The sequence below is a fragment of the Pseudarthrobacter sp. NIBRBAC000502771 genome, from assembly GCF_006517215.1.
In the GTDB taxonomy this organism is placed as follows: Bacteria; Actinomycetota; Actinomycetes; order Actinomycetales; family Micrococcaceae; genus Arthrobacter; species Arthrobacter niigatensis.
Window position 1 is genome coordinate 2,600,125 of the sequence record NZ_CP041187.1, and the last position, 23,952, is coordinate 2,624,076.

Genomic DNA, 23,952 nt, shown 5'->3' on the forward strand with positions numbered 1-23,952 from the left:
GAAGGAGTCCCTTTGAACACGATTGCTGACAGCGCGGACATCGGCGATGGGGCGCACATAGGCCGCGGCAGCAGGGTGTGGCATCTTGCCCAGGTCAGGGAAGCGGCGCGGCTGGGGGAGAACTGCGTTATAGGCCGCGGTGCCTACATAGGCCCGGGTGTGACCCTGGGGGAGAACTGCAAGGTACAAAATTACGCATTGGTGTACGAACCCGCAGTCTTGGAAGCCGGGGTTTTCATTGGCCCGGCAGTAGTGCTGACTAATGATGTCTTTCCCCGTGCGGTGACCCCGGAAGGGGCATTGAAGACAGAAGATGACTGGGACAAAGTTGGTGTGACCATCAGGCGGGGAGCCGCCATCGGCGCCCGGGCCGTCTGTGTAGCACCCCTGACCATTGGCGCCTGGGCGATGGTGGCGGCAGGCGCCGTCGTCACCAAAGACGTGCCTGACTTTGCCCTCGTGGCGGGTGTTCCCGCACGCAGGATCGGATGGGTGGGAAAGGCAGGCAAACCGCTTCAACACGAGGATGACCGGTGGATTTGCCCGGCAACGGGGGACGCATACTTCGAGAGCGGGGGAGTGCTGCGCCCCGCCTGATGGAGCTTGTGCGCCGGGTCACAGCGCGCCCATTGATTCGACGGGCCCTGCAGTCCCTCGGGTAGGCTGGAGAGGCAGACAATGCACGCCTTTGCGCTGCCCGCATTCGAACCAGGAGATTTTGTGACCGCTGACCTCGTCATCGTAGGGTCCGGCTTTTTTGGCCTGACAATCGCAGAACAGGCCGCCACTGAGCTCGGCCTGAAGGTCGTCGTCATCGACCGCCGCCACCACATCGGCGGCAACGCGTACAGCGAAAAGGAAGAGCAGACCGGGATTGAGATCCACCGGTACGGCGCCCACCTGTTCCACACCTCCAACGAACGCGTGTGGGAATACGTCAACAGGTTCACCACCTTCACCGACTACGTGCACAAGGTTTACGGCGTCCACAAGGGCGAGGTCTATTCCCTGCCCATCAACCTCGCCACCATCAACCAGTTCTTCCGGGCCAACCTCACGCCCGGGCAGGCCAGGGACCTCATCCAGGAGCAGGCCGGCGAACTGGCAGGAACCGACCCCCAGAACCTGAACGACAAGGGCATCCAGCTGATCGGCCGGCCGCTGTACGAGGCGTTCATCAAGCACTACACCGGCAAGCAGTGGCAGACGGATCCCAAGGACCTGCCGGCCGGAATCATCTCCCGGCTTCCCGTCCGGTACAACTACGACAACAGGTACTTCAACGACAAGTACGAGGGCCTGCCCACAAACGGCTACACCGCGTGGATCGAGAAGATGGCGGAGCACCCCAACATCGAGGTGCGGCTCAACACCGACTTCTTCGACGAGTCCCACGAATACAGCAAGGACAAAGTGGTGGGCAACATCCCCGTCGTCTACACGGGTCCGGTTGACCGTTACTTCGACTACGCCGAGGGTGACCTGTCCTGGCGAACCATCGACTTCGAAGAAGAAGTCCTGGAGGTGGGTGACTTCCAGGGCACGTCCGTTGTGAACTACAACGACGACGACGTCCCCTACACCCGCATCATCGAACCCCGCCACTTTCACCCCGAGCGCGATTACCAGACCGAAAAGACGGTCATCATGCGCGAGTTCTCGCGGTTCGCGGAAAAAGGCGACGAACCCTACTACCCCGTGAACACCTCCGCGGACCGGGAGCGCCTGCTCAAATACCGCGATCTTGCGGCAGCCGAGAAGGACGTCCTCTTCGGCGGCCGGCTGGGAACGTACAAGTACCTGGACATGCATATGGCCATCGGAGCTGCTTTGAGCATGTTCGACAACAAGATCAAGCCGCACTTCGAAAGCGGCGTGAAGCTGGAAAGCGGAGGCGTGGACGCATGAGCGTTTCGCCGGGCTGGGCGACACTCCAGCGGGTGATATTCCCGCCGGAATCCGGAGTCGACACCATGTCGCTCTATGCGGACCCCGGCCCGGCAACAGGGATACGTTTCCGGGAAAGCGATGAGTCGGCCCGGAATCCCAAAAGGGCAGAGGACAAGCTGCAACTCGTGGGATCAAGCCAGCGGGAGGTGCACTTCGACGACCTGCTGTCCCGGTTCTCCATCCGCGTGCGCTCAGGGGAGCAAATCTCGCTGGGAACGTATTTCAACGCGTTTCCCGCCAGCTACTGGCGGAGGTGGACACACCTGCGCGAGGTTCGCCTGGTGGTCGAGACGTCCGGCCACGGGTCCATCACCGTCTACAAATCAAACGCGCGCGGCACCATTCAACGCGTGGATGGCACACGGGTCGACGGCGAATCGCGAACAGAATTCAATCTTTCCATCAAACCCTTTGGTGATGGTGGGTGGTATTGGTTCGATCTGGCCTCAAGCCGGGGCGACCTTATCCTGGGTGAGGCCCGCTGGGAGGGGGCGCCCGCAGAACGACCCCTTGAAACGGCGACAATTCAGATCACCACAATGAACAAGCCGGACTTCTGCCTCGCCAACGTCCGTGCCCTGGCGGAACACCCGGAAGCGCTTGAGGTTGCCCGGGAAGTACTGATCGTTGACCAGGGCACCGTCAAGGTGGCTGACCAACCCGGCTTCGCTGAAGTTGCAGCCAGCATCGGCCCCAAGCTTCGAGTGATCGACCAGGCGAACCTGGGTGGTTCGGGAGGGTTCGCCCGCGGAATGTATGAAGCTGTTGAAAACGGCAGCGACTACGTTCTGCTCCTTGACGATGATGTTGTGATGGAACCGGAAAGCATCCTGCGCATGATGGCGTTCTCCGGCCGCTGCCGGAAGCCCACCATTGTCGGCGGCCACATGTTCGACCTGTACAGTCGCAGCACGCTGTATTCAATGGGCGAAACGATTGATTCCCGGCGGTTTTCACCCAGCCAGCCGCACCAGGACATGCAGATGCGGCACGACTTCAGTGTGGCGAACCTCCGGCAGACGCCGTGGCTGCACAGGCGCGTCGACGTCGACTACAACGGCTGGTGGATGTGCCTGATACCCACTTCCGTCATACGCGATATTGGTCTTCCGCTGCCGTTGTTCATCAAATGGGACGACTCGGAATACGGGCTGCGTGCCCGGGCCGCCGGCTACCGGACCGTATCCTTGCCCGGCGCGGCGCTCTGGCACATCTCATGGATTGATAAAGACGACCTGGTTGGCTGGCAGGCATATTTCCACAATCGGAACCGCCTGATAACCGCCCTCCTTCACAGCCCCCAACCGAAGGGCGGCTCCGTGTTGCGGGAATCTTTTCAAGAAGACGTAAAGCACCTCGTCTCGCTCCAGTACTTCACGGTGCAGAACCGGCTGACGGCGAGGTCGGACCTGCTGACCGGCCCCTCCCATCTGCATCCGTCCCTCGCCACCAAGCTGGCCAGCATCAACAAGCTGCGGGACTCCTTCCCCGATGCACAGCTGCGTGAAGACATAGACGATTTTCCGGCCCCTTCACTTGGGGCAGGACTTTCGGGCCGGGGAGAGAGCCAGATGCCTGCGAAGAAGGACATGGTCAAGTGGGGCCTGACGACAGTGGCCCGGCAGTTGCTCAAGCAGCCTTCCGCGGACTCGCTTGAACGCCCGCAGGGTTACCTTGCCCACGTCGACAACAGATGGTTCCGTACAGCGCAGTTTGATTCCGTCGTAGTATCCAACGCCGAGGGAACAGCCGCCTCCTGGTACAAACGTGACCCAAAAAAGCTGAAAGCCATGCTGGGCCAGTCCGCTGTTCAGCACGCGGCGCTCTATAAGAACTGGGACGCGCTTGCAGCTGAATACCGCGCAGCGCTTGCGGACCTGGTATCGATGGAGGCGTGGCGGAAAACCTTCCACGGGAACGGGTAGCTGCACCTAAGCAACGAAACGGCTGCCGGATTCACATCCGGCAGCCGTTTGGCCTTCTAGATAAGGCTCACGCCCGGTCCACAGCGGATACTGACTCTGCAAGGGGCAGGCTGAACACTGCACGTTTCACGGTGAGCAGACGGTACAGGCACACGGCACCGGCGGCCAGAAGTGCGATGTAAATGACCGCGAGTCCCTGCCAGGTCAGCGGCGGCTGCCAACGGGGATCAAACATTTCGGTCCAGTTGACGTGGTCCTGAATACCGATGGTGTAGCGCCGCAGTCCCTCCAGGAAGATGTACGTGTGGGCGAGGACGCCCAGGACCAGGCCCCAACGGATCATGGACTTGGACCAGGGTGTGATCCGGAACTGGCGGAACCGCGTGGTCACCCCGGCCGCCAGAATCAAGGTCACGACCATGGCGAGTGCGTAGCGGCCCTGCCAGATCCAGCCGAGCTTTTCACTCGAACTGGCTTGGAGGGCGGTGGGCACGGCGATGACCGTGACCGTGAGCAGGGCCATGACCCAGCGGCCGCGCACGGGGCGCGCCGTGTAGGCGAGAAACAGCAGGGCCCCGAACCCGAGCACCCAAGTGAAAGTTACGCCCGCTGGAGGTTGCGTGTCGAGCCAGCCAAGAACACCTACGTACTCGACCACGAAATTAAGCGACCGATCCAGCATGGTTACTGCTGCCTCCTCGGCTGGAATGGGCGACGTGCCAGCGAGTAGGCTTTCGAAACTATTTTGTGAGAGGACCCACCACAACGCAAACAGGCTGGATAGGGCCACGAGCCCGACACCCAGTTGAACGCCTTTATGGGCGAGGGCACGCAGGCCGTTGGCCCCTCCGTAACAAAGAACGGCTGCCAAGCCAGCTAGCGCTAACCAAAGAAGTGACAGGGGCCGCGTGTTCGCCAGCAGTGCGCCGGACAGCGCTGACGTGAACAGGAGTGAACTCGATATTCGCAGGCTCCCCGCGACCTGTTCGAGGATTGCACATAGGCCCATAAATACGGACCCGGTGGTGGCGATTTCCAACCCATTGGGGTTAATAGATCCTGTAAGGAACAGAACAGCGGGTGTCAGGGCAACAGCCGCAGCGACGATGGGGCGATGAAAATGACCAAGCGCTGATGCTGAGGCAAAAATCGACGCTAGAAAGAAAGCCGTCATCCACGTGCTAATAAGGCGCATCGCGTAGAGTGCCGGTTCACCACTCAACCCGCGGCTCCCAATACCCACTATGCCGTAGTAGATCGGATTATAGTTCCCTGCGGAAGTTTTGGCAGGAACCCATGCTCGGTCGGCATCGTCAATTAGCGGCGAGCAGTCAGGTGTGATGCTTGAGTTCTGGGCAAAACAACTGTACTTGCCAAGCTGGGCAATATAGTTGGGCACGTTGACGGTTAGGGGCTCGCCTTGGACACCGGTGCTGTTTCCATTTACCTGGCCTCTTGCCACTGCTGCTGCCTTAATGGCATGCGCGGGTTCGTCAGGGACGGACATCAACGGGGACGCGAAACTCCAAGCACTGCCCAGGGAGCCTAATATCAGCCAGGCAATGATGAGGACCTGGATTGGCGACGGCGTGCGGCGGCGCGGGCCGGCAGTCCTGATTTTGGGCGTGGGCAAGGGGCGAGTGGAATACGGCATGATAGCTTTAAGGATACTTGGAGGCGGGATGTGCAGAGGCTGAACACTCCGCAACCATGAGAGGATCACCCACCGATGCCAACACCGCCGTCAGGCACGTCTTCATCACCGGAAACCCCCGTCGAAGCTGCTCCAGCTGTTCCGGGGATGGTCATGGGGCTCTACCGGCACCCGGTGGTCAGGTTCCTGCTTGTTGGCGGCGTTTCGTTTGCCCTGGATCTCGGGATGTTGGCCATCCTCCACGAAATTTTCGATGTCCCGCTCTGGATAGCGACTCCAATCGCGTTTATCGTGAGCCTGGTTTTCAATTTCCTCCTGCAGCGCCTGTTCACGTTCCGCGCCAACAACAGCGGCAGCATCAGTGCGCTGAAGTACGTCCTGCTGGTGATCGTCAACATCCTGGTCAGCGACCTCATCGTCACTGGGTTCGACGCCGTGGGCTGGACCTACGTCATTGGCAAGACAGCTGCCACCATCCTTACGACGGCGTGGAATTACTTCCTGTACCGGCACTGGATTTTCCGGCGTACACCGGAAGAGACCCGTTCACCGGAAGAGACGCGCTCATAAGAAAACGCGGGTGGTGCGCTGCTGGCTTCCACCCCCGCTGGCCGGCGCGCCTAATTTTGTCCGGCGAAATCGCCGTGTAGGAGACAGGCCTGCAGGACGGCTGACCAAGACTCAGTGCGGCTGCCCGAAAACTGCCTGCCCGCCGTTCGATACCGGGCAGGCAGTTTGAAGGGTAATCCATTGATAACGGGCGGCACACGGATGCCCCGTAAGTAAAGTCCCCATGTCCGCAGAGATGGCCCGGGTCAGTTTATTTTCCCGGCCGCAGGCTCTCGCCGGAGCTCATCTGCGCTTCAGCCACAGCAGCGGTACCGGACGGTGCAGGCTCCCGACCGGTGATTTCCTCCGTTATACCTGACTCAGGGCCTGAATTCGACCGGGCTCCGCCGTCCAGGGACAGGGGCCCCTTCACCAGCGGGCTCCCCGGGTGGAGGTACCGGAAGAGGAGCAGGGCTCCGACCGCTGTCACGAGCAGGTACAGGATGGTAAGGGGCAGCCAGCCCAGGGGCGGCTGCCAGTGCGGTGACGAAAACAGCGTCTGCCAGTTGGCTATCTCGCTGATGCCGACGACGTAGCGGCGCAGAACATAGACAAAGGCGAGCGTGTGGCACGCGACGATGAGCCAAAAGAAGACCCTGGAAATGCGCAACGCCAGAGCCCCGCCGGGGAATCGCAGCTTGCGCAGGCCAAGTCCGACACTGATGAACAGGACTACCACCAAGGGAAGCGTGTAGCGGCCCTGCCAGATGAATCCCATCCCGCGCCACAACGCGGTTTGCAGGAGCGCGGGGACCAGGTACAGCATGGCGAGCGCCACCCAGTAACCTGTCCAGTTCCGCAGCGGGCGGACGCAGAAGGGGACCACCAGGCCTGCAATCATGAGGCCGCCCCAGACAAGGGCAACCAGCTCGGGGACCGGCGTGTCCAGCCAGCCCATGGTCCCAATGTATTGCGGGAAGAAGTCGTAGGTCTGGTCAAGCATGATCATGAAGCCCCTGTAGAGGGGGGCGTCGGGGTGCGGACTGGCAATGCCCTCAGGAGCAACGCCGACGTTGGCGGGGCCGTTCGCTGCGATGTACATCCACAGCAGTCCCAGCAGGGCCCCTGGAACGGCCAGTGCTACCGCCGTGAGGACCCGCCGGTCCCTGAAGACGGTCCCGACCCTGCGGAGACGGAAGGAGCAAACCCCTACGACGAGGGCGCACAGCAGCCACACCAGCGATATTTGCCGCGCATTGGCCAGCACCACCGTCGCGGCCGCGACGGTGGCCAGGGCGGGCAGCACGCGCCTTGTGCCCCTTCGGTTGTCCAGAACGACGACGAAACCTGAGAAGGCAGCCATCGTGGCCGCAATCTCCAATGAGTTGGGGTTGATTCCTCCGCCGAGGAACAGGACCATGGGCGTCATGGCAAGGGCTGCGACAAGGACGGCGTACTTTGGCCGCCTCAGCTCCGTCAAGGCAGTGAACCCAGCGGCGAAGAACACAGCGCACAAGAGCGCGCTGACCAGGCGCATGCCGTAGATTGCGGGTGCGCCGGACATGAACAAGGTAGGAAGCCCTACTATCCAGTAGTACATCGGGTTGTAGGAGCCTGCTGACGTGACGCCGATGTTCGTGAACGTATCGTCCACATAGATGGGCGCTGCGCAGTCGGCTGCCTGTGCCCTGTTGAACTTGTAGCAGCTCTGGGCATGAAGACTGGCGATGTAGTTGGGAACGCGGACGTGGACGCCGTGGCCAAATGATGTGCCGTCCTCAACCAGAACCTGCCCCCGAACCACGGCTGCTGCCTTGATGGTGTGAGCCGGTTCGTCGGGGACGCCCATCAAGGGTGTTGCCAGGGACCACAGCCCAAACAGCAGGAAGAAGATGGCAGTCAGGAGAGCGAAGGTGGGAAGGGGCCGGGGAAGGGAACGCGCGCGAACACTTCTTAGGAATAAACTCACTGTCCGTCTCCAATTGCATTGACGAGGGCGCGCCCTTCGTTCACCGCCCTTTTGCTTGGCGACATGACGAAGGCGAATGCGTTCGCGTTCTTTTGTGCTTCTTCGCTGAGTGCGCTTTCACCGAACGAGCGGGCCAGCCGGCCCATATTTTCGTCGGTATACTCCCTGCACATGTACAGGTAGATAACGGTGGCCAGGCCATATCCCGAGCGCCCATCGAGTGCCTGGGTGACTGCGGTTGATGACGCGGTAACGTTACCGGTGGACACAGCGTCGACCACCGAGGATGCCTGGAGCCGCCGGGGCTTGCCATCGAAAACAAGCTGGGCAGCGATGAACCTGTTCCCGATGATGCTTCCATCAAGGATCGACAGGCCTCCGTTGGTGTCGTCCAGCTTGTTCGCGAGATCCAAGGGGGGAGACTGGACCTGACCTTTTACACTGCCCGGCCATCGGTCCTCGGCGGGCGCGTTCCAGTCGGTTCCCGCGTCTCTGAGGTAGGAATTAACCGGGCGGACAGTATCCGAGGGCCCTTCCTGTACGAGAACGGTGATAGCCACGTCGGGGAGGGTGGTCTCCGGATTCAGTGCCGCTATTTTAGGGTCATTCCAGCGCGTGACGGCCCCCTGAAGGATCTGCGCCAGGGTTTTCGCATCCAGGATTAGATCGTTGACGCCCTTGAGCTTGACGGCCACACCCACGGGCAGCACACCGGCAGCTATGGACATGGCACCCTCGGATGTGCACATTCCCCGGACTGCGGAAGCCTCGGTTTCCGCGAGCGGGGCGGAACCAACAGCGAACTGGGCCTGCCCGTCCTGGAATGCTTTAAGCCCTGCCGCAGACCCGTCGGGGGAGTAGCTGACGTAGGTTCCCTTCACCGTGCTTCCCCACGCGAGGCCCCACGCACTGACAGCTCCCTGGCCTGCATTGCTCCCAATTCCGGTCAGGGCACCCTCGATTGTCCCCGGAGGCATGGTTGCGCATGCAGACAGGGGCAGGAGTGCGGACAGCACAACAGCGGCACCGATTTTAGTTCGTCGAGAAACGGGAATCACCTATCCAGCCTAGTGGTCAAGCACTGCAAGTATGGGCACGGCCGTCGCCACGCCGGTGAAGGGCACACTCATTCACAACCGGAAATCCGGTATAGCCGTGCGTCCTGGCCTTGCGAATCCACCAGGGTTAATCCGTTTCCCGGCGTAAGGTTGGTCAACGCCGGGTATTTTTCGGACCCTGGCAGGTCGATCAGGTAACGGGCCCCAAAATCCAGGACGTACTGCACGTTTTTATTGCGCAGGGCCGCGCAGACGGCAGGGTTGTCCGCGGCCTCTCCGAGCTTTTGATTAATCAGTTCCGTATCAGGGTCGTCCGTTGTAAACAGGTGAGTTGTCAGGACGCGGCGGCCGGTGTAGGCATATGCGAGTGAACTCCCGTTCCACGGATTGTCAGCTATGACTGCATCGGAAGGGACGCGGGACGGGAGCCGCTGTATTAAAGCAAGCTCATCCGGTGTCAGGAGCTCCGATTGTGCGTCGAAGCGGTAAACGGACGAGGCGCCGTTGATGTAGTGGCTCAGCGGGCCTGCGAACGAAGCCAGGAGGGCGAAAACCACCACAGCTGCTGTCGACAGTACTGTTTTCCCGCTCGCGCCTGTCCGGTCGATGGAAGCTTCCCATACCTGCCACGTCCGCGTGCCTGGGCGGGAGGAACGGGTTGAATCCCACAGACGCAGACCTCCGATGACGGCAAGCGGGGTCACATGAAGCGGCAGGAGGGCCGCGAGGCGGTAGGTGTCCTGGTACCAGGTGCCGATCAGGATGTCCCGGATGCTGCCTTTCGGGAACGACGCCGCAACGATATAGAGCCCTCCGAGTACGGCGTAGCACGCAGCCATCCAGCGCCACTTCCGTACCTTGAAGGTGGTGAGGAGACCGTAGACCGACAGGATGGAAACCACTACGGCCGGTATGGCTGATTGCATCGTGCTGGCTGTGAGTATTTCCCCGACGGCGGCGCCCGGCTTCACGGTTGGTCCCCAGTTGTCATAGGGGGCAGGGCGCAACTTCAACCACAGGACCGCGGCAACCGCGAGGACCCCGACGGTCCCGGCAAGGAACAGCCAGGCTCCGGCGGGGTTCACCCGCAGCATCTCCCGGCGCGGCATGATCCGCCACCACAAAATGGCGAGGATCGGAAGGCCAAGGGCCACCGTGATGTTGATGGAACTCGTGTGGGCAAATGCGAGACCTGCCAGCGATAACACCAGCGCCGCTGCCCAGCTGAGAAGTGGTTCCGTCCGCGTCCGCCCGATGCGGACCAGCGCTGCGAGTTCGACAATCACAACCGGCATCATGCTGAGGGCCATGGCGTAGGGGAACAAAGGGCCCCAGACAATCATGAGGAAGGGGAAGGCAACTTGTGTGCCGGCGATCACTGCAGCGATGATGAGGGCCGCCGGCCTGCGCGAGATGGTCTTGGCGACGAGGAACAGACAGGAGGCAGGCCAGAGGAGCACGACAATGACCAGGTTCAGAACGTTCTCAGCAGTAGGAATATCCACTGAAGCAAGCTGCACAAGGAGGGCAGCAAAAGAATGCCACGCCGCGGGATAGACCGCGTCAAGGCCCTGCACGCCCTGTATCGACGCCAGAGTCAGTGACGAGGCGTTTCCACTGTCGAGGATGAAGCGGATGGCATTGAGGTGAAAGACGTTATCGAAGACTTGCGACGGGTGGGCCGGAGATCCCACCAGTTGGATAAACCGCCACGTCATGGGCAACGTCGCGAGGGCAAGTGCAGCGAAGGGCAAGTACTTCCGCCAGTGGGGGGTTGTCAGTCGCCAAGGGACGCCACGGGTCAGGACCAATGCTCCGGCGGCGAGAACCGCGCTGACGAGGAGATAAGGCAGGATGCTCCAGGGCACGTGGAGCAGGCCGCCGAGGACTCCGGCAAATCCGGCGGCTGCTGTTGAGAGCAGGGGGGCGATGCCAAGGATCCCGCCCAACCGGAACTTGAGGCAGGATGCGATGGCGGCGCCGGGAACATAAAGGAGCAGAATTGCCGCTGCCGACGCCGGAAGGATGGTCAGCCAGTTCACGACGGTATTTCCTCAGTCCTGTCCTTCGGTGACGGCTCCCGCATCAACCGGATGATGGCGCGCAGCTGTATGAGGGTCACCGCAATTTCTCCCACCGCTAACCCCAGCGCCCCGCCTGGGCCGCCCATCAGATGCGCCAGGATGACCATGGCCGGGAGCCCGACGATGGCTCCTGCAATAGTGCTGGAGAAAACCACCCGCATCTGTTTGGCAGGTACCAGCCAGTGGGCTCCCGTAGAAGTTGTTATACAGACGAGGAGGAACGACAGGCCGAACCAGAAACAGGTCCAAAAGTCAGCCGCCAAAGCTGACCCAAAAATGGTGGCGCTGGCCCACGGGCCCAGGAGGGCCAGGATCAGCCAGCCTGCTGCGCCCAGGACTGACAAAGCCAGGAGAGAGAACCTTCGCCGCTCCTTGTGGTCCGAGCCGAACTCGTTGACCCAGCCTTGGAGGCTGTTACCCAACGCGGCAGTCGCGAGTTGACCAATGCGGTACAGCTTCTCCGCTGATACGAACGCAGCCAACCCGGAAGTGGAGGCAGCAAACTGCACCACGAGGACCGGAGTAGAGGCGTACGCTCCTGCCGCGACGGTCACGCCTGCCCCGCCCCTCAGCTCCCAGATTTCCCGAATTACTGCGCGGGGAGTCAGCCCGTGGAAGTCTGTCCGTTCAGCGTGATCCTTGTTGAACCACAAGGTTCCCGCCAGGCCAAGCAGCAGAAGTGCCAGGGGGTAGAGGAAGATCTCACCGGTCGCGAACAAGAGCGGGATAACGCCCAGGGTTGCGACCATGCGGGGAATAACGTCGTATTTAGCAATCCTGCCGGCGTGCCCTGTCGCTATGCAGTACCAGGCCGGGGTGAGCCCTGCGGCCGCTTGGGCACAGGCCATTAGGAAAGCGACCCAGAACTGCTCTCGCACGCCCGTGAATGAGAGGGCGGCTGCCATAAGGGGAACGGCGCAGACGAAGACAAAGAATCGGGTGACGAAACTAGTGGCGTAGAGCCGGCGCCGCGTAATGGGGTCGCTTTGCGAGGCGACGGCGGCAGGACCTGTCAATGGCCACCCAAGACCGATGACAATGGCCGCGATTGCCCCGACGGCCTGGCCCACGGCCAGGGAATTCCAGGCTGGTGCTCCACCGACCCTGGCGATGATGGGCAAGAGGATGAACGACGCAAGCGAGGCGAGCAGCGGCAATCCGGCGAAGGCGGCGATCCTTTTGATCATGCTGTGGTCTCCGCCGCGATGCGGCGACTACGCATAGTCATAGGCATCCTTGCCCAAACGGCCGTTAACGAAGACGTCTTCAACCTCCTGCTTGAACCGGGCACGTTCGTTGAGGATGGTTTCCCGGTAGCTGTCTTGTTTTGCCACTTCCTGCTCGAAGTTGGCGATGAGCTGCGGAAGCATGGCTGCAGCGGTGGCAACCTCGGTGTCTCCCGGCGTGATTTTGTGTTCCCAGGGAATGGGAACGTCAGCGTAGAAGGCGCCGGACCCGCGACGGGCCACGATTGTCAGGGCGCCGGAAAGCGTTGCCTCCCGAGGCATGCGGTCTTTACCGGGGTGGTGCCCCAGGTCCAAATAGACGCCGCATTGCCGCAGGGTCGCAACTACCTCGTCGCGGGTCATCCCGACAATTGGCTGCCATTCAATGCTGGGTGGGCTGGCCGCCTTCACCGCGTCGATGATGTGTCCGCCTTTGGCGGGATTGTAGGTAACCAGTTGGCGGTTGCGCTCGGCGGTGGCCGTGGCCTGGAATTCCCCGGTGGGGGTGTAGTCGGAAACCAAGGATGGCACCACGTCCAATCTGGTGGCTACAAAGGCCCACGCATAAGAGGACTGCACGAGGTGGATGACATCCTTATCGGTGCGCAATTTTGCCGGCGTCACGCCGTTCTTCCACATACGGGCGAAAGGAACTGCGGCTTCCTTTGCCTTTTCAAACAGGCCAGCCGTATTCCGGTACCACATGCGCTCGGCCATGAAGGTCAGCGAGTTATCGATACTGAGCCACCAGCACATGCGCCGGGCCTGCTTGATGTGGGACATCTCATGGACGTAGGTCTCCGGATAGACCACCACGTTTTCGGCGGTGTCGACGATTTCAGCTGCCTCCGGCGCATCGTAGATGTCGTACTGCTCCACGCGGTCATTGCCTGCCGTGTGCGGATGGGGGACCAGATAGGCGTCCTGCCCGAGCTCACGCAGCATATCGACCAGCTGATGGAGGGCTTCTGGCCCTCCTGTACGCAAGCCGCGGTGATAGAGGACAAAGATTGATCCTGAGTTAGTGGTCATGAATATTCTTTCGATGTTGACCGGGCAGTGCAGGGGAATGAGGGAACCGGCGACTAGCGTAGGCGGGCCGCGAGGGCGTCGTCTATCTTGCCCATCCGCTGATGAAGGGCGTCGCGGATGCCGGCCGCCGCGGCTACCGCGTGCTTACGCCTGTTCGGACCAAATCCGAAGCGCACAACGTTGCTTTGGATTTCCATGTATATTCTGCGCAGGACCCAGACCGGCTGTTTCAATGCATACCGGCGCGCGAGTGTCAGCGAGTTCCGGGTGATGTAGTAGACCCGGAACGGTGCGTGGTAGTAGATGTACAGCTTTTTGGCCCCAATGTGCGCATGCCAGCCGAGAATCTTCATCGGCCGTGCACTGCCCAGGCTGTGCTCAAGATTGCAGCCCCGTCCTGCCAGTGCACGGAGGCCGTGTTCCCGGAGTCGCGCATTGAATTCAGAATCCACGCAATCGATGAAGAACCCTTCGTCGAAGAGGCCAACTGCATCGAACGTGCGTGCCCGCACCAGTGTGCCGCTGGTCATGGGGTCGAAGATCTGGGGCTCATCCCGGCTGCCCCATACGGGCAGGGGAATATGATTGTGCGACTCCGCGCACACCATGCCTACGCTGTGCGGGTCACTGGACGCTGCGACAGTAGCGAGAGCGGCACGGATGTAGTCTCCAGTGAACCTGGAGTCCTGGTCCATGGTGACAATCCACTCCGGGTTCCAGCGATCGAGTGCTTCCTTGATTCCCGTGTTCAGGGCCTTGGCGATCCCGGAATTGGTTCCGAGGCGCAGCACAACGGCACCTGCCTGCTCCATCTCTGCCAAGGCCTGCGATACATCGTCGCGCGAGCCGTCGTCGACAACCACGACGTGGGAGACGAAGCCCAACAGCCATTTTACGTTGGCAACATTTTCTGCACCGGGGTTATATGCAGATACGACTCCACACACATCGGGGTGGGGGCTGGTCGGCTCCGGGCCAGACTGGACCATCACGCCTTCCTCGCCTGACGCGAGCGCCGTACTGCAACGTAGACGTTGCGCAGGAAAGCCATTCGTGCACGAATTATTTTTGAGGCTGAGCGGATGCCGTGGGGCGTCAGGTTCTCGCCGTGAAGTCTGTGCAGGATGGTGTCTTCTTCCATGTAGACGATGGAGCGGTTGACGTTGCCCACGGTGGCAAGCCACTGGTCATGGGATTCGTTCATGTAGTGGGGGAACGGCAGTGCCTGTGCCAAAAGGTTCCGCCGGACGGCCATCGCGCAACCCCAGTGGAGGCGGTAACCGACCACAATGCCCAGAAGGTTGCGCAGGTGGTGGGTGGAATCCTTGGCCCGTAAACGAATTTCGTGGAATGAGCCAGGTTTTCCGTCGAAGTGCCTGCAGTTGCTCACCACCATGCTCTTGCCGTCCAAGGCCGAAATCATGCGTTCCACCCTGCCCGGGAGCCATACATCGTCCTGGTCCGACAGGAAAACGAACTCTCCCTGTGCCTCCCCGAGTGCTTTTTCAAACGTTGAAACATAGCCATGGTTATGTTCGGCATTGATCAGCCGGATCCGACGGTCCGGGACAGCGGCGACGATGGCAGCAGTGTTGTCCGTGGAACAGTCGTTGACGACAATGACTTCGTCGTGGGGGCCGAGTTCGGGAAGGATCGACTCGATTTGCTCGCTGATGTGGCGGGCGCCGTTGTAGGCAGCCATGCAAACACTGATGCGCGGCCGTGTGGTTGTGGGCTCCAAAAGTAATTCTCCTCACTCCGGGCGGTGCCAGCGGGGCGGGCAGGACCCCAAGCAGTCTAGCAAGCCGTGCCTGGCGGGCCCGACAAGGGCCCGTCAACTATAATCGTGGGGAAGCCGCCGAGTTCTTCGAGCGGAGCCCACGGAAGGAATCCCAGGTCCATGACCGTTGACGTAATGCTGCCCTACTACGGCGATGTCGATCAGATGAAGCTCGCAGCCCGAAGCGTGATGAACCAGGAGAACGAGGACTGGCGGCTCATCGTGATCGATGACGGCTACCCGGACCCCGAACCGGAACGCTGGTTCTCGACCATCACTGACACTCGCGTTACGTACCTCAAGAACGAGAAAAACCTCGGCGCCAACGGCAACTACCGCAAGGCCCTGACCATGGTCGAGTCACCGTATGTGGTCATCATGGGCGCAGACGATGTCATGCTGCCCAACTATCTGGACGTCGTCGTGGATGCGTTCGAGACCTACCCGCATGCCAGCGTCGTCCAGCCGGGCGTCCAGGTCATTGATGAAAAGGGCATAGCCTGCATCCCCCTGGCTGATGCCGTCAAAAAGGCCTACGCCCCGAAGACCCGCGAGCGGATCGAGCTCAAGGGTGAGCAGATGGCTACCAGCCTGGTACGTGCTGACTGGGCTTACTTTCCGTCGCTGGCCTGGCGGTCGGAGACCATCGTGCGGATCGGCTTCACCGACGGCCTGGACGTCGTTCAGGACCTGGCCCTGCTGCTGGACATAGCGGCAGAAGGCGGTTCCCTGGTGGTGGACCCCACGCTGTCCTTCCTGTACCGGAGGCACTCGGCGTCGGATTCTTCCGTGCGTGCCCTGGACGGCCGCCGCTTTGATGAGGAGCGGCGCTTCTTTGAGGGGCAGGCCGCCCGGTTTAAGGAACTTGGCTGGAACCGCGCTGCCCGTGCAGCGTCCTTCCACACCACCTCGCGGCTGAATGCTGCATCCTTGGTGGTCAAGTCCGTGGCCATGGGCAAGGTGGACTCCCTCCCACGGCTGGCAAAGCACATCTTCGGCTGACCGATTGCATAGGAAAGGGAGCGCCCCGCGGGGTCGCTCCCTTTTTTGTTTGGTCCACTTGGCCAGTCCCGCGGAAGTGCTCCTGCTACGCAGCGGGGCCGGTGGTTCCGTCCTGTCGCGGGCGTGACCCGACGCTTTGCTGCAGTGCCGAAAGCTCCACCTTCAACAAGGCCACCTCTTCGCAAAGGATGCGCACCTCATCCTCGGCCTGCGACTGCTCACGGGACAGGTGAAGGCATACACCGACAAGGAGGACCAGGGTGGTGATGAAGAGGAGGTTCGCGGGTACCTGGATTCCGAGCAAGCCACTTGCTTGCTCGAGCAGCGCGGGAAAAGCGGCCAACAGCAGCGTGCCTATGCCGATGACAATCCAGAGAACGGCGTACTTCTCGCGCAGCTTTTGCCTTCGCAGCATCTCGAAGACGAAGAAGAGAATCGCCACGACGACGATGGAGCCCATGAGGAGAGACATGTGGAATCCTAGTTGGTGGAAGGTGTGGATTTCTTGCGCGTCAGCGCGAACAAGAGCGCCATTCCTGAGCGGCCGAGGTAGATAGCGGCTTTGATGGGGTCATGGCTCGGGGTGCCGCCCTGACGCTCCCTCATTGAAACGCCAACCTGCCGGACAGTGCAGCCCGAACGTATTGCCACGACCAGTGAATCAATCGTGTCGCCCAGGTACTCGGCGGGATAATGGTCCAGGTATTGGCGGATGGCCTTAGCATTCGCTGCGCGGAAACCAGAGGTCACGTCGGTAAGCTTCGTCCGCGCCAGCCGGGATATCGTCCAGGCCAGGACGTTCATAGCCCACTTCCGGGGACCGCGCACGGTGTAGTTTCCGGCATCTGCAAACCGGGCACCAATGGCGATGTCGGCGTCACGCAGTCCGTCCAGGACCGCTTTGATGTCCCGGGGGTCGTGTTGACCGTCCGCGTCCACCTGGATGACTTGCTTATATCCGTGCGCCTTGGCGTATTTGAATCCAGTGCGCATGGCGCCGCCGACGCCCATGTTGAACGGTAACTGAACGACCGTGGCACCGGCGGCGCGCGCAACCCGGGCGGTATCATCCCGGGAGCCATCATCCACCACCAACACATCGCAGGCCGGTCCGAACTCAAGGACTTCCGCAATGGTGTTGCCGATCGCCTCCGACTCATTCCAAGCCGGCATGATGACAAGAGTGTCGTGGCGTGCTTCGGTCATGCTGAAAATCCGCTCATGGTCGAATTGACGTACTCGGTCAGACGCAGCCCCGCTGCGGGTGCGTCGAAGCCGGCAGCCTTGATTTTGGACAGGTCAAGGACACTGTTAAGCGGTCGGGGCGCAGCATCCTTCCCCTCGAAGTATTCCTTGGTGCTTACGCCGGTCACTGAGGACCTGCTTTTGCCAGCCAGCTCGTAGACGTCTGCCGCAATGTCGGCCCACGACTGCGCCTCGCCGTCGTTGCTCAAGTTGTACGTGCCATACGGTGCCGCTGTTTCCAGCAGATGCCGGATGCCAGCGGCGATATCTTCGGTGAAACTGAGGCGCCCGTACTGATCGTTCACTACAGAAGGCTCTACTCCACGCGACGCGAGTGAGGCCATGGTGCGAACGAAGTTGTTGCCTTCCCCGATAACCCAACTCGTGCGGACGATGTAGTGCCGGGGAACCACGCTGACGACAGCGTCGCCGGCTGCTTTTGTCTGCCCGTAGACTCCCAGCGGGGTGAATGCCTCCGTCTCGGCATGGACTTCCTTGGCTCCGTCGAAGACATAGTCGGAGGAAACGTGTACGAGCGTGAGGTCATGCTCTATGGCGATTCTCGCAAGCTGCGTCATCGCGGTCACATTGGTTGCCCAGGCGGCCGCCCGGCCATCGGGGGTCTCCGCAGCGTCGACGGCCGTGTAGGCAGCCGCGTTCACAACGGTGGAATAGTTCTTCCAATTGCGGGCCAGGAAAGCATCCGGGTTGCCAAGGTCGAACTCACCGCGCGATGCGAACTCGACGGAAGGGTCGCCGTCGTACTGTTTCCGCAGCGCTTTGCCCAACTGCCCGTTCGCCCCGACCACCAAGGTCTTCTTCGGTGGCATCGGCACGACGTCGGCCAGGCGGGGGTGGGCCTTGTCTTTTTCGGATAATTCGGCGTCGGAGAGCGGGATTGGCCATTCGATGGCGACGGTTTCGTCCGCCAGGTTCAGGAACGTGTACTGACCTTGCGCGTCTGCGGACCAGTGGTCGTTGACGAGGTACGTGTAAGCCGTCGAATCTTCAAGAGTCTGGAAAGCATTGCCGACGCCGCGTGGAATAAAGATCGCCTGGCTTGGATCGAGCACGGCGGTGAACACGGCACCAAACGAGGGTCCGTGGCGCAGATCCACCCATGCTCCGAAGATCCGTCCCGTGGCGACCGAGATGAACTTGTCCCAGGGCTCTGCGTGGATCCCCCGGGTAGTACCCGCCTTCTCGTTGAAGGAGATGTTGTTTTGTACGGGCCGGAAGTCCGGCAGGCCGAGTGCAACCATCTTTTCCCGTTGCCAGTTTTCCTTGAACCAGCCGCGGTTGTCGCCGTGGACAGGAAGGTCGTAGAGAACGACGCCGGGAATGGGCGTTTCGTGGACGGCGAGCTTTTTAGAGAACTCGATGGACATGCCTTACTGGCCCTGTTCCTTGTACTTGGCCTCCGTGGCGGCCTTCTGGGGGCGCCACCAGTCCTCGTTGTCCCTATACCAGGCGATGGTGTCTTCGATGCCGGTCTCAAAGTTTGAGAACCGGGGTTCCCAACCGAGTTCGGTGCGCAGCTTTGTTGAATCGATGGCATACCGCAGATCATGACCAGCACGGTCCACCACATGGTCGTAGGCGTCCGGGGCCTGGCCCATGTGCTTGAGGATCAGTTCAACGACGTCCTTGTTGTTCTTCTCGCCGTCGGCGCCAATCAGGTAGGTCTCCCCGATGCGGCCTTTAGCAATGATGGCGAGGACGGCCGAGGAGTGGTCATTGGCGTGAATCCAGTCCCGGACGTTTTCCCCCTTGCCGTAGAGCTTGGGCCGGATGCCGTCGATCACGTTGGTGATCTGCCGTGGGATGAACTTTTCCACGTGCTGGTAGGGACCGTAGTTATTGGAGCAGTTGCTGATGGTTGCCTGAAGCCCAAATGAGCGAACCCACGCGCGGACCAGGAGGTCGGACCCGGCCTTGGTGGAGGAGTACGGGCTGGACGGGTTGTAAGGGGTCTGTTCCGTGAAACGCTCGGGATCGTCGAGTTCGAGATCGCCGTAGACCTCGTCCGTGGAGATGTGGTGGAAGCGTTTGCTGTGCTTCCGTGCAGCTTCGATGAGGGTGTAGGTACCGATGATGTTGGTGTCGAGGAAGGGCCGGGGGTCGTGCAGCGAATTGTCGTTGTGCGATTCCGCTGCGTAATGGACCACCACATCTGCTTCGGCAACGAGCCCGTCCACCAGGGCGGGGTCGGCAATATCGCCTTGGACGAACGAGAAGCGGTCTGCTGGAAGGCCCTGCAGCGATGCAAGGTTGCCGGCGTAGGTCAACTTGTCCAGAACAGTGACATGGTCTTCCGTGTTCTCAATAACGTAGTGGACAAAGTTTGAGCCAATGAAGCCGGCGCCGCCGGTAACAAGAAGTCGCTGCATAATTCCCAAGACTACCGGATTTGCCGCTGCACTTAGCTAAAGGAAAGATGGGTGCATGCGCGGAATAATACTCGCCGGCGGTACCGGCTCGAGGCTCCATCCCATCACTTTGGGCGTCAGTAAGCAGTTGGTCCCGGTGTACGACAAGCCGATGATCTACTACCCGCTCTCCACGTTGATCCTCGCGGGCATCCGGGACATCCTGATTATCACCACTCCCCATGATGCCGAGCAGTTTGAGCGACTCCTCGGTGACGGCTCCCGGTTTGGTGTTTCCATCACCTACAAGCAGCAGCCTTCACCTGATGGCCTAGCGCAGGCATTTGTTCTCGGTGCTGAGCACATCGGCGACGACAGCGTAGCCCTTGTCCTAGGCGACAATATCTTCTACGGGCACGGCATGGGAACGCAGTTGCGGCGATTTGAAAATATCGATGGTGGGGCAGTATTCGGCTACTGGGTGGCCGACCCGAAGGCCTATGGCGTCGTGGAGTTTGACGAGAACGGTAAAGCCGTTTCGCTGGAAGAGAAGCCGTCCGAACCGAAGAGCCACTACGCGGTGCCGGGACTCTACTTCTACGACAACGACGTCGTGGATATTGCGAAGAACCTCAAGCCATCCGCGAGGGGAGAGCTTGAGATCACCGACGTCAACCGTACTTACTTGGAGCGCGGCAAACTGCAGGTTGAGATTCTTCCACGGGGCACGGCCTGGCTGGATACAGGAACTTTCAATGACCTGAACGACGCGTCAAACTTCGTTCGGACCACGGAGAACCGGCAGGGACTCAAGATTGGGGCCCCGGAGGAAATTGCCTGGCGCCTGGGGTTCCTTACAGATGAAGAACTGCGTGAGCGGGCCGAACCTCTTGTCAAGAGCGGTTATGGTTCGTACCTCATCGACCTGTTGGAACACGGCCGCTGATCACGAGCAAGAAAGCAGGGGCGGGACCGCGAAAGCGGTCCCGCCCCTTTTTGTCAACGTGTCAGTTGAGGCGTACCTTCGCTCCGCCGGCCGATGTCCAGCTGATGGCACCCCCCTGGAAGTTCTGGCTGCAGGACAACCTGTCGGCGGTGCACGTTTGGCCGCTTGTGGGGAAGGCCAGCGCACCGTTTTCGAAGCCTTGTCCTGCCCAGGTCTGCTGGATGGGCCCTGGCATCATCACTTGTGCGCCGCTGGCGGCGGACCACATTGTGGTTCCCTTCTCAAAGTTTTGGAAGCAACCACCGTTGCGCAACCCGCAGATGGCGCCGCTGGTGGGGTAGCCAAGTGAGCCGCCCTCGAAACCCGTGGTGGCCCACTTGTCCCGGATGGGGGCCGATGACATGGTCTGAGCTCCGGTGGCGGGGGAGTACATGACTGTTCCGTTCACGAAGTTCTGGAAGCAGCCGCCGTTCCGGAGACCGCACACCTGTTCGCTGGTGGGATATCCAAGAATTCCGTTCTCAAAACCGGAAGCGATCCAGGCATCCCGGACCGGACCGAACGACATTGCATGTGCCCCGCTGGCATTGGACCACATCACAGTCCCGCCCAGGTAGTTCTGGAAGCACCCGGCACCGACCAGCCCACAGATGACATTTGAAGCGGGGTAGCCGAGGGCGCCGTTTTCAAAGCCTTGCTTCTGCCAGAAGTCACGGATGGGTCCCAGGAGGCTGGGTTGGGCGCCTGCAGCTGGGGAGTACATGAGTGCACCCTTGGCGAACATCTGGAAGCATCCACCGTCCTTGAGGCCGCAGATCTGGGCGGACGCAGGGTAGCCTAGGGCCCCTCCTGCCGCACCAAGGTTCGTCCACGCCTGAGCCATGGGGCCAGCCGGGACCGTCTGGATCGGTGTCGCCGCGGAGTAGGCGACCGTGCCCTTTTCGAAGGACTGCCAGCATTCGGTCTGAACGGCGCCGCAGCTGGCCGGACCTGTCGGGTAGCCCAGTTGGCCGTTTTCGAAGCCGGTTTGCGCCCAGTAGTTAAGGATGCGGCCAGTCATTGCGTACGCCCCGGAGGCGGGTGAGAACAGAATGCTTCCACCCTGGAACAGCTGATAGCAGCCGCCGCCTCGTAGTCCGCAGACTTCCTTGGCAAGCGGGAATCCGATGGGTTCTCCCTTTGTCCTTGCTGCCTTCCAGGTGTCACCGATGCCCATATAGATGGGCCATGCACCAGCTGTGGGTGTCGACCCGATGACTCCGCCGCTGAACAGCTGCGTGCAGTCGGACGCGCTGCAGCTTACATCTGTTGTCGGGAACCCTAGGAGGCCGTTCTCAAACCCGTCCTTGGCCCATGCGTCGAGGACCGGTCCCGATTTGACCAAGTGTGCTCCGCTGGACGGACTCCAAAGCGCGGACCCGGCTTGGAATAGCTGGAAGCATCCGCCAAACCGCAGCCCGCATGTCGCGTTGCTCGTGGGGTAGCCCCACGGGCCATTTTCGTAGCCTTGCGCGGCCCAGGCATCGCGAATCGCGCCGAATGGAACGAAGGCGGCACCAGTGGATGGCGACGACATGATGCTGCCGCCCTGGAAATTCTGGAAGCATCCGCCGTTTTTCAGTCCACAGATCAGGTCACTGGTCGGATAGCCTGCCGCGCTGCGTTCGGCACCGAGGGCCTGCCACGCTCCGGTAACGGGCCCCGCGGAAACGGCGAAGGCTCCGGACGCCGGGGACCACATCACGGTCCCGCCCTGGAAGCCCTGGTAGCAGCCGCCGCTGGTCAAGCCGCATGTGATGGCGGTGGTTTGACTGCCCAGCGATGGATGAGCCTTTGCATATGCCGCTATCTGCTGGGTGGCCTGGGACGGGACCTGGACGGAGGGCGTGCCGGTTCCGGCAAACCGCTGGAGCGATGCATAGTCACCGTTCCACACATTCGAGTCACCAGCCAGTGGGCCAGTGCTGCTGTACTGCCAGATGCTGTAGGTGCTCCAGCCTGCCGGCACCGCGCCGGCATCATCGCTGGGGGATCCGGGGTATGCGGCTACCCACAGCGGGTAGTCGCCAAAGTCTGTCGGCGTGCCGAGGCACTGGTTCCACCAGCTCGTATTGGTGTAGATAACTGGCAGCCGGCCGGTAAGGGACAGCATGGTGTTGCCAAAGTCCCGAACCCAGGAAGCCAATTGGCTTCCGGACATGTCGTAGCAGGTATTGCCGAAGTAGAAACCGTTGATCGTCTTGCCTGCATATGGATTGAACTCAAAATCCAGGACGGGCGGCATTGTGTACCCGTCAGCCGACCAGCCGCCTCCGTTATTTACGAAATAGCGCGCCTGGTCCGCACCCGAGGACCAATTGGGAATGGCGAAGTGGTAGGCGCCCCGGATCATTCCGACGCTTCGCGCGCCCTGGTACTGGGAGCCGAAGAGGTCATTGGTGAAGTAGTTGCCTTCTGAAGCCTTCACGTAGGCGAATCTGGCACCCATGTTCCATTGCTGCTGCCAGTCAACGCTCGTTTGGTGCCCGCTGACGTCAAGTCCCTGAACGCCAAACGAGGGCATCCATGTGCCTTGGGTGGACAACGATTCGGTGCTGAGCTTCCTGGCGGGGTCAGAGCTGTTCGATGCCGTGACCCTCGCGGAGCGCTGGCCCATCTCCGCTCCGCCGGGACCGATCGCCTGAGCCATGGTTTGTGGCGAAGGAGTGGGGCCCGGTGAGGTTGCAGGCAGGGGCGAGGTTGAAGGCAATGGCGCGGATGCCGGCGAAGGGGCCGACGTCGGAGCCGGTGATGCTGCGGTGCCCGGAGCTGAAGTGGAGGTAGCAGAAGGTGTCGGCGCCGGGCTGACTTCTGCTGCGGTGGCTACATCAGCCATGCCGGGTCCGGCGAGCAACGAGACGGCCAACAGGGCGGTCCCGAGGGACTTCATGACTGGGTGACGGGACTGAGACAGGTTCCGCTTCATATGGGCTCCGGAGACAATGTGGCGCTCCCCCGAGCGCCTCTTTGGATACTGCTCAGGTGATTTCCCCCAGGAAGGCACCTGATAGTGCTATTTCGATAAATAACGCGCTCACCATAGCACCCGTGTTACTGACGGAACCAGTGATTCTGGTGTTACTTATGTGAATCCTGTGGTCATCTGGATTTAATCCTGAGTCGT

The 23,952-nt window shown here is 61.1% G+C and carries 19 protein-coding genes; 6 read left to right on the forward strand and 13 right to left on the reverse strand.

Annotated elements, in window-relative coordinates:
• Positions 1-12 precede the first annotated feature (12 nt).
• The 3 genes from NIBR502771_RS12175 to NIBR502771_RS12185 all read left to right on the forward strand — a co-directional run bounded on the left by NIBR502771_RS12175 (position 13) and on the right by NIBR502771_RS12185 (position 3,875).
• The gene (locus tag NIBR502771_RS12175; RefSeq protein WP_141159978.1) at positions 13-597 is read left to right on the forward strand and encodes an acyltransferase; all 585 of its coding nucleotides are present in this window, start codon (positions 13-15) and stop codon (positions 595-597) included.
• A 123-nt stretch (positions 598-720) separates the two neighbouring features.
• The gene (gene glf / locus NIBR502771_RS12180; RefSeq protein WP_141159979.1) at positions 721-1,908 is read left to right on the forward strand and encodes a UDP-galactopyranose mutase; all 1,188 of its coding nucleotides are present in this window, start codon (positions 721-723) and stop codon (positions 1,906-1,908) included.
• Entirely contained in the window at positions 1,905-3,875 is a 1,971-nt protein-coding gene (locus tag NIBR502771_RS12185) for a glycosyltransferase (protein WP_141159980.1), read from the forward strand. The genes glf and NIBR502771_RS12185 overlap by 4 nt, the downstream gene beginning before the upstream one ends.
• 67 nt (positions 3,876-3,942) lie before the next feature.
• Here NIBR502771_RS12185 and NIBR502771_RS12190 read toward each other — a convergent pair whose 3' ends face one another.
• Positions 3,943-5,529, reverse strand: coding sequence for a DUF2142 domain-containing protein (locus tag NIBR502771_RS12190; RefSeq protein WP_141159981.1), 1,587 nt, complete (start codon positions 5,527-5,529; stop codon positions 3,943-3,945).
• A 75-nt stretch (positions 5,530-5,604) separates the two neighbouring features.
• Here NIBR502771_RS12190 and NIBR502771_RS12195 point away from each other — a divergent pair, with 75 nt between their 5' ends.
• On the forward strand, positions 5,605-6,099 hold the full coding sequence (locus NIBR502771_RS12195; protein ID WP_246839652.1) for a GtrA family protein: 495 nt from the start codon (positions 5,605-5,607) through the stop codon (positions 6,097-6,099).
• A gap of 250 nt (positions 6,100-6,349) precedes the next feature.
• Here the strand turns inward: NIBR502771_RS12195 and NIBR502771_RS12200 are convergent, their stop codons facing one another.
• From NIBR502771_RS12200 to NIBR502771_RS12230, 7 genes are all read right to left on the reverse strand, one after another.
• Positions 6,350-8,047 carry a DUF2142 domain-containing protein gene (locus tag NIBR502771_RS12200; RefSeq protein WP_141159982.1) on the reverse strand — a complete coding sequence of 566 codons (1,698 nt, stop codon included), beginning with the start codon at positions 8,045-8,047 and terminating at the stop codon, positions 6,350-6,352.
• The gene (locus NIBR502771_RS12205) at positions 8,044-9,024 is read right to left on the reverse strand and encodes a substrate-binding domain-containing protein (protein ID WP_141159983.1); all 981 of its coding nucleotides are present in this window, start codon (positions 9,022-9,024) and stop codon (positions 8,044-8,046) included. The genes NIBR502771_RS12200 and NIBR502771_RS12205 overlap by 4 nt, the downstream gene beginning before the upstream one ends.
• A gap of 149 nt (positions 9,025-9,173) precedes the next feature.
• Entirely contained in the window at positions 9,174-11,147 is a 1,974-nt protein-coding gene (locus NIBR502771_RS12210) for a DUF6541 family protein (RefSeq protein WP_371706596.1), read from the reverse strand.
• On the reverse strand, positions 11,144-12,376 hold the full coding sequence (locus NIBR502771_RS12215) for a lipopolysaccharide biosynthesis protein (RefSeq protein WP_141159985.1): 1,233 nt from the start codon (positions 12,374-12,376) through the stop codon (positions 11,144-11,146). Before NIBR502771_RS12215 ends, NIBR502771_RS12210 begins: the two co-directional genes overlap by 4 nt.
• A gap of 27 nt (positions 12,377-12,403) precedes the next feature.
• Entirely contained in the window at positions 12,404-13,447 is a 1,044-nt protein-coding gene (locus tag NIBR502771_RS12220; protein ID WP_141159986.1) for a hypothetical protein, read from the reverse strand.
• Positions 13,448-13,500: 53 nt separating this feature from the next.
• Positions 13,501-14,331, reverse strand: coding sequence for a glycosyltransferase (locus NIBR502771_RS12225; protein ID WP_246839653.1), 831 nt, complete (start codon positions 14,329-14,331; stop codon positions 13,501-13,503).
• A 104-nt stretch (positions 14,332-14,435) separates the two neighbouring features.
• Positions 14,436-15,149: a glycosyltransferase gene (locus NIBR502771_RS12230; RefSeq protein ID WP_246839654.1), complete on the reverse strand. Its 714-nt coding sequence runs from the start codon at positions 15,147-15,149 to the stop codon at positions 14,436-14,438.
• 198 nt (positions 15,150-15,347) lie between these two features.
• Between NIBR502771_RS12230 and NIBR502771_RS12235 the strand changes: the two genes are divergently transcribed.
• Positions 15,348-16,229, forward strand: a complete 882-nt coding sequence (locus tag NIBR502771_RS12235; protein ID WP_141159989.1) for a glycosyltransferase family 2 protein — start codon at positions 15,348-15,350, stop codon at positions 16,227-16,229.
• An 85-nt stretch (positions 16,230-16,314) separates the two neighbouring features.
• Here the strand turns inward: NIBR502771_RS12235 and NIBR502771_RS12240 are convergent, their stop codons facing one another.
• The 4 genes from NIBR502771_RS12240 to rfbB are packed head-to-tail and all read right to left on the reverse strand — an operon-like array spanning position 16,315 to position 19,864.
• Positions 16,315-16,701, reverse strand: coding sequence for a DUF2304 domain-containing protein (locus NIBR502771_RS12240; protein WP_141159990.1), 387 nt, complete (start codon positions 16,699-16,701; stop codon positions 16,315-16,317).
• A gap of 8 nt (positions 16,702-16,709) precedes the next feature.
• Positions 16,710-17,435, reverse strand: a complete 726-nt coding sequence (locus NIBR502771_RS12245) for a glycosyltransferase family 2 protein (protein WP_141159991.1) — start codon at positions 17,433-17,435, stop codon at positions 16,710-16,712.
• On the reverse strand, positions 17,432-18,862 hold the full coding sequence (locus NIBR502771_RS12250) for a bifunctional dTDP-4-dehydrorhamnose 3,5-epimerase family protein/NAD(P)-dependent oxidoreductase (protein WP_141159992.1): 1,431 nt from the start codon (positions 18,860-18,862) through the stop codon (positions 17,432-17,434). Before NIBR502771_RS12250 ends, NIBR502771_RS12245 begins: the two co-directional genes overlap by 4 nt.
• 3 nt (positions 18,863-18,865) lie before the next feature.
• Positions 18,866-19,864, reverse strand: coding sequence for a dTDP-glucose 4,6-dehydratase (gene rfbB, locus NIBR502771_RS12255; RefSeq protein ID WP_141159993.1), 999 nt, complete (start codon positions 19,862-19,864; stop codon positions 18,866-18,868).
• 55 nt (positions 19,865-19,919) lie between these two features.
• Here rfbB and rfbA point away from each other — a divergent pair, with 55 nt between their 5' ends.
• Positions 19,920-20,789: a glucose-1-phosphate thymidylyltransferase RfbA gene (gene rfbA / locus NIBR502771_RS12260; protein ID WP_141159994.1), complete on the forward strand. Its 870-nt coding sequence runs from the start codon at positions 19,920-19,922 to the stop codon at positions 20,787-20,789.
• Between the two features lie 61 nt (positions 20,790-20,850).
• Here rfbA and NIBR502771_RS12265 read toward each other — a convergent pair whose 3' ends face one another.
• Positions 20,851-23,478 (reverse strand): GH25 family lysozyme, encoded by a 2,628-nt coding sequence (locus NIBR502771_RS12265; RefSeq protein ID WP_371706597.1) that lies wholly within the window; start codon positions 23,476-23,478, stop codon positions 20,851-20,853.
• Between the last annotated feature and the right edge of the window lie 474 nt (positions 23,479-23,952).

Coding starts and splice junctions, on each gene's coding strand:
- NIBR502771_RS12185 (WP_141159980.1), top strand. CDS start 1,905: ATGAGCGTTTCGCCGGGCTGGGCGACACTCCAGCGGGTGATATTCCCG.
- NIBR502771_RS12240 (WP_141159990.1), bottom strand. CDS start 16,701: ATGTCTCTCCTCATGGGCTCCATCGTCGTCGTGGCGATTCTCTTCTTC.
- NIBR502771_RS12230 (WP_246839654.1), bottom strand. CDS start 15,149: ATGGCTGCCTACAACGGCGCCCGCCACATCAGCGAGCAAATCGAGTCG.
- NIBR502771_RS12220 (WP_141159986.1), bottom strand. CDS start 13,447: ATGACCACTAACTCAGGATCAATCTTTGTCCTCTATCACCGCGGCTTG.
- rfbA (WP_141159994.1), top strand. CDS start 19,920: ATGCGCGGAATAATACTCGCCGGCGGTACCGGCTCGAGGCTCCATCCC.
- NIBR502771_RS12235 (WP_141159989.1), top strand. CDS start 15,348: ATGACCGTTGACGTAATGCTGCCCTACTACGGCGATGTCGATCAGATG.
- NIBR502771_RS12245 (WP_141159991.1), bottom strand. CDS start 17,435: ATGACCGAAGCACGCCACGACACTCTTGTCATCATGCCGGCTTGGAAT.
- NIBR502771_RS12190 (WP_141159981.1), bottom strand. CDS start 5,529: ATGCCGTATTCCACTCGCCCCTTGCCCACGCCCAAAATCAGGACTGCC.
- rfbB (WP_141159993.1), bottom strand. CDS start 19,864: ATGCAGCGACTTCTTGTTACCGGCGGCGCCGGCTTCATTGGCTCAAAC.
- NIBR502771_RS12205 (WP_141159983.1), bottom strand. CDS start 9,024: ATGCCTCCGGGGACAATCGAGGGTGCCCTGACCGGAATTGGGAGCAAT.
- NIBR502771_RS12265 (WP_371706597.1), bottom strand. CDS start 23,478: ATGGCTCAGGCGATCGGTCCCGGCGGAGCGGAGATGGGCCAGCGCTCC.
- NIBR502771_RS12250 (WP_141159992.1), bottom strand. CDS start 18,862: ATGTCCATCGAGTTCTCTAAAAAGCTCGCCGTCCACGAAACGCCCATT.
- NIBR502771_RS12215 (WP_141159985.1), bottom strand. CDS start 12,376: ATGATCAAAAGGATCGCCGCCTTCGCCGGATTGCCGCTGCTCGCCTCG.
- NIBR502771_RS12195 (WP_246839652.1), top strand. CDS start 5,605: ATGCCAACACCGCCGTCAGGCACGTCTTCATCACCGGAAACCCCCGTC.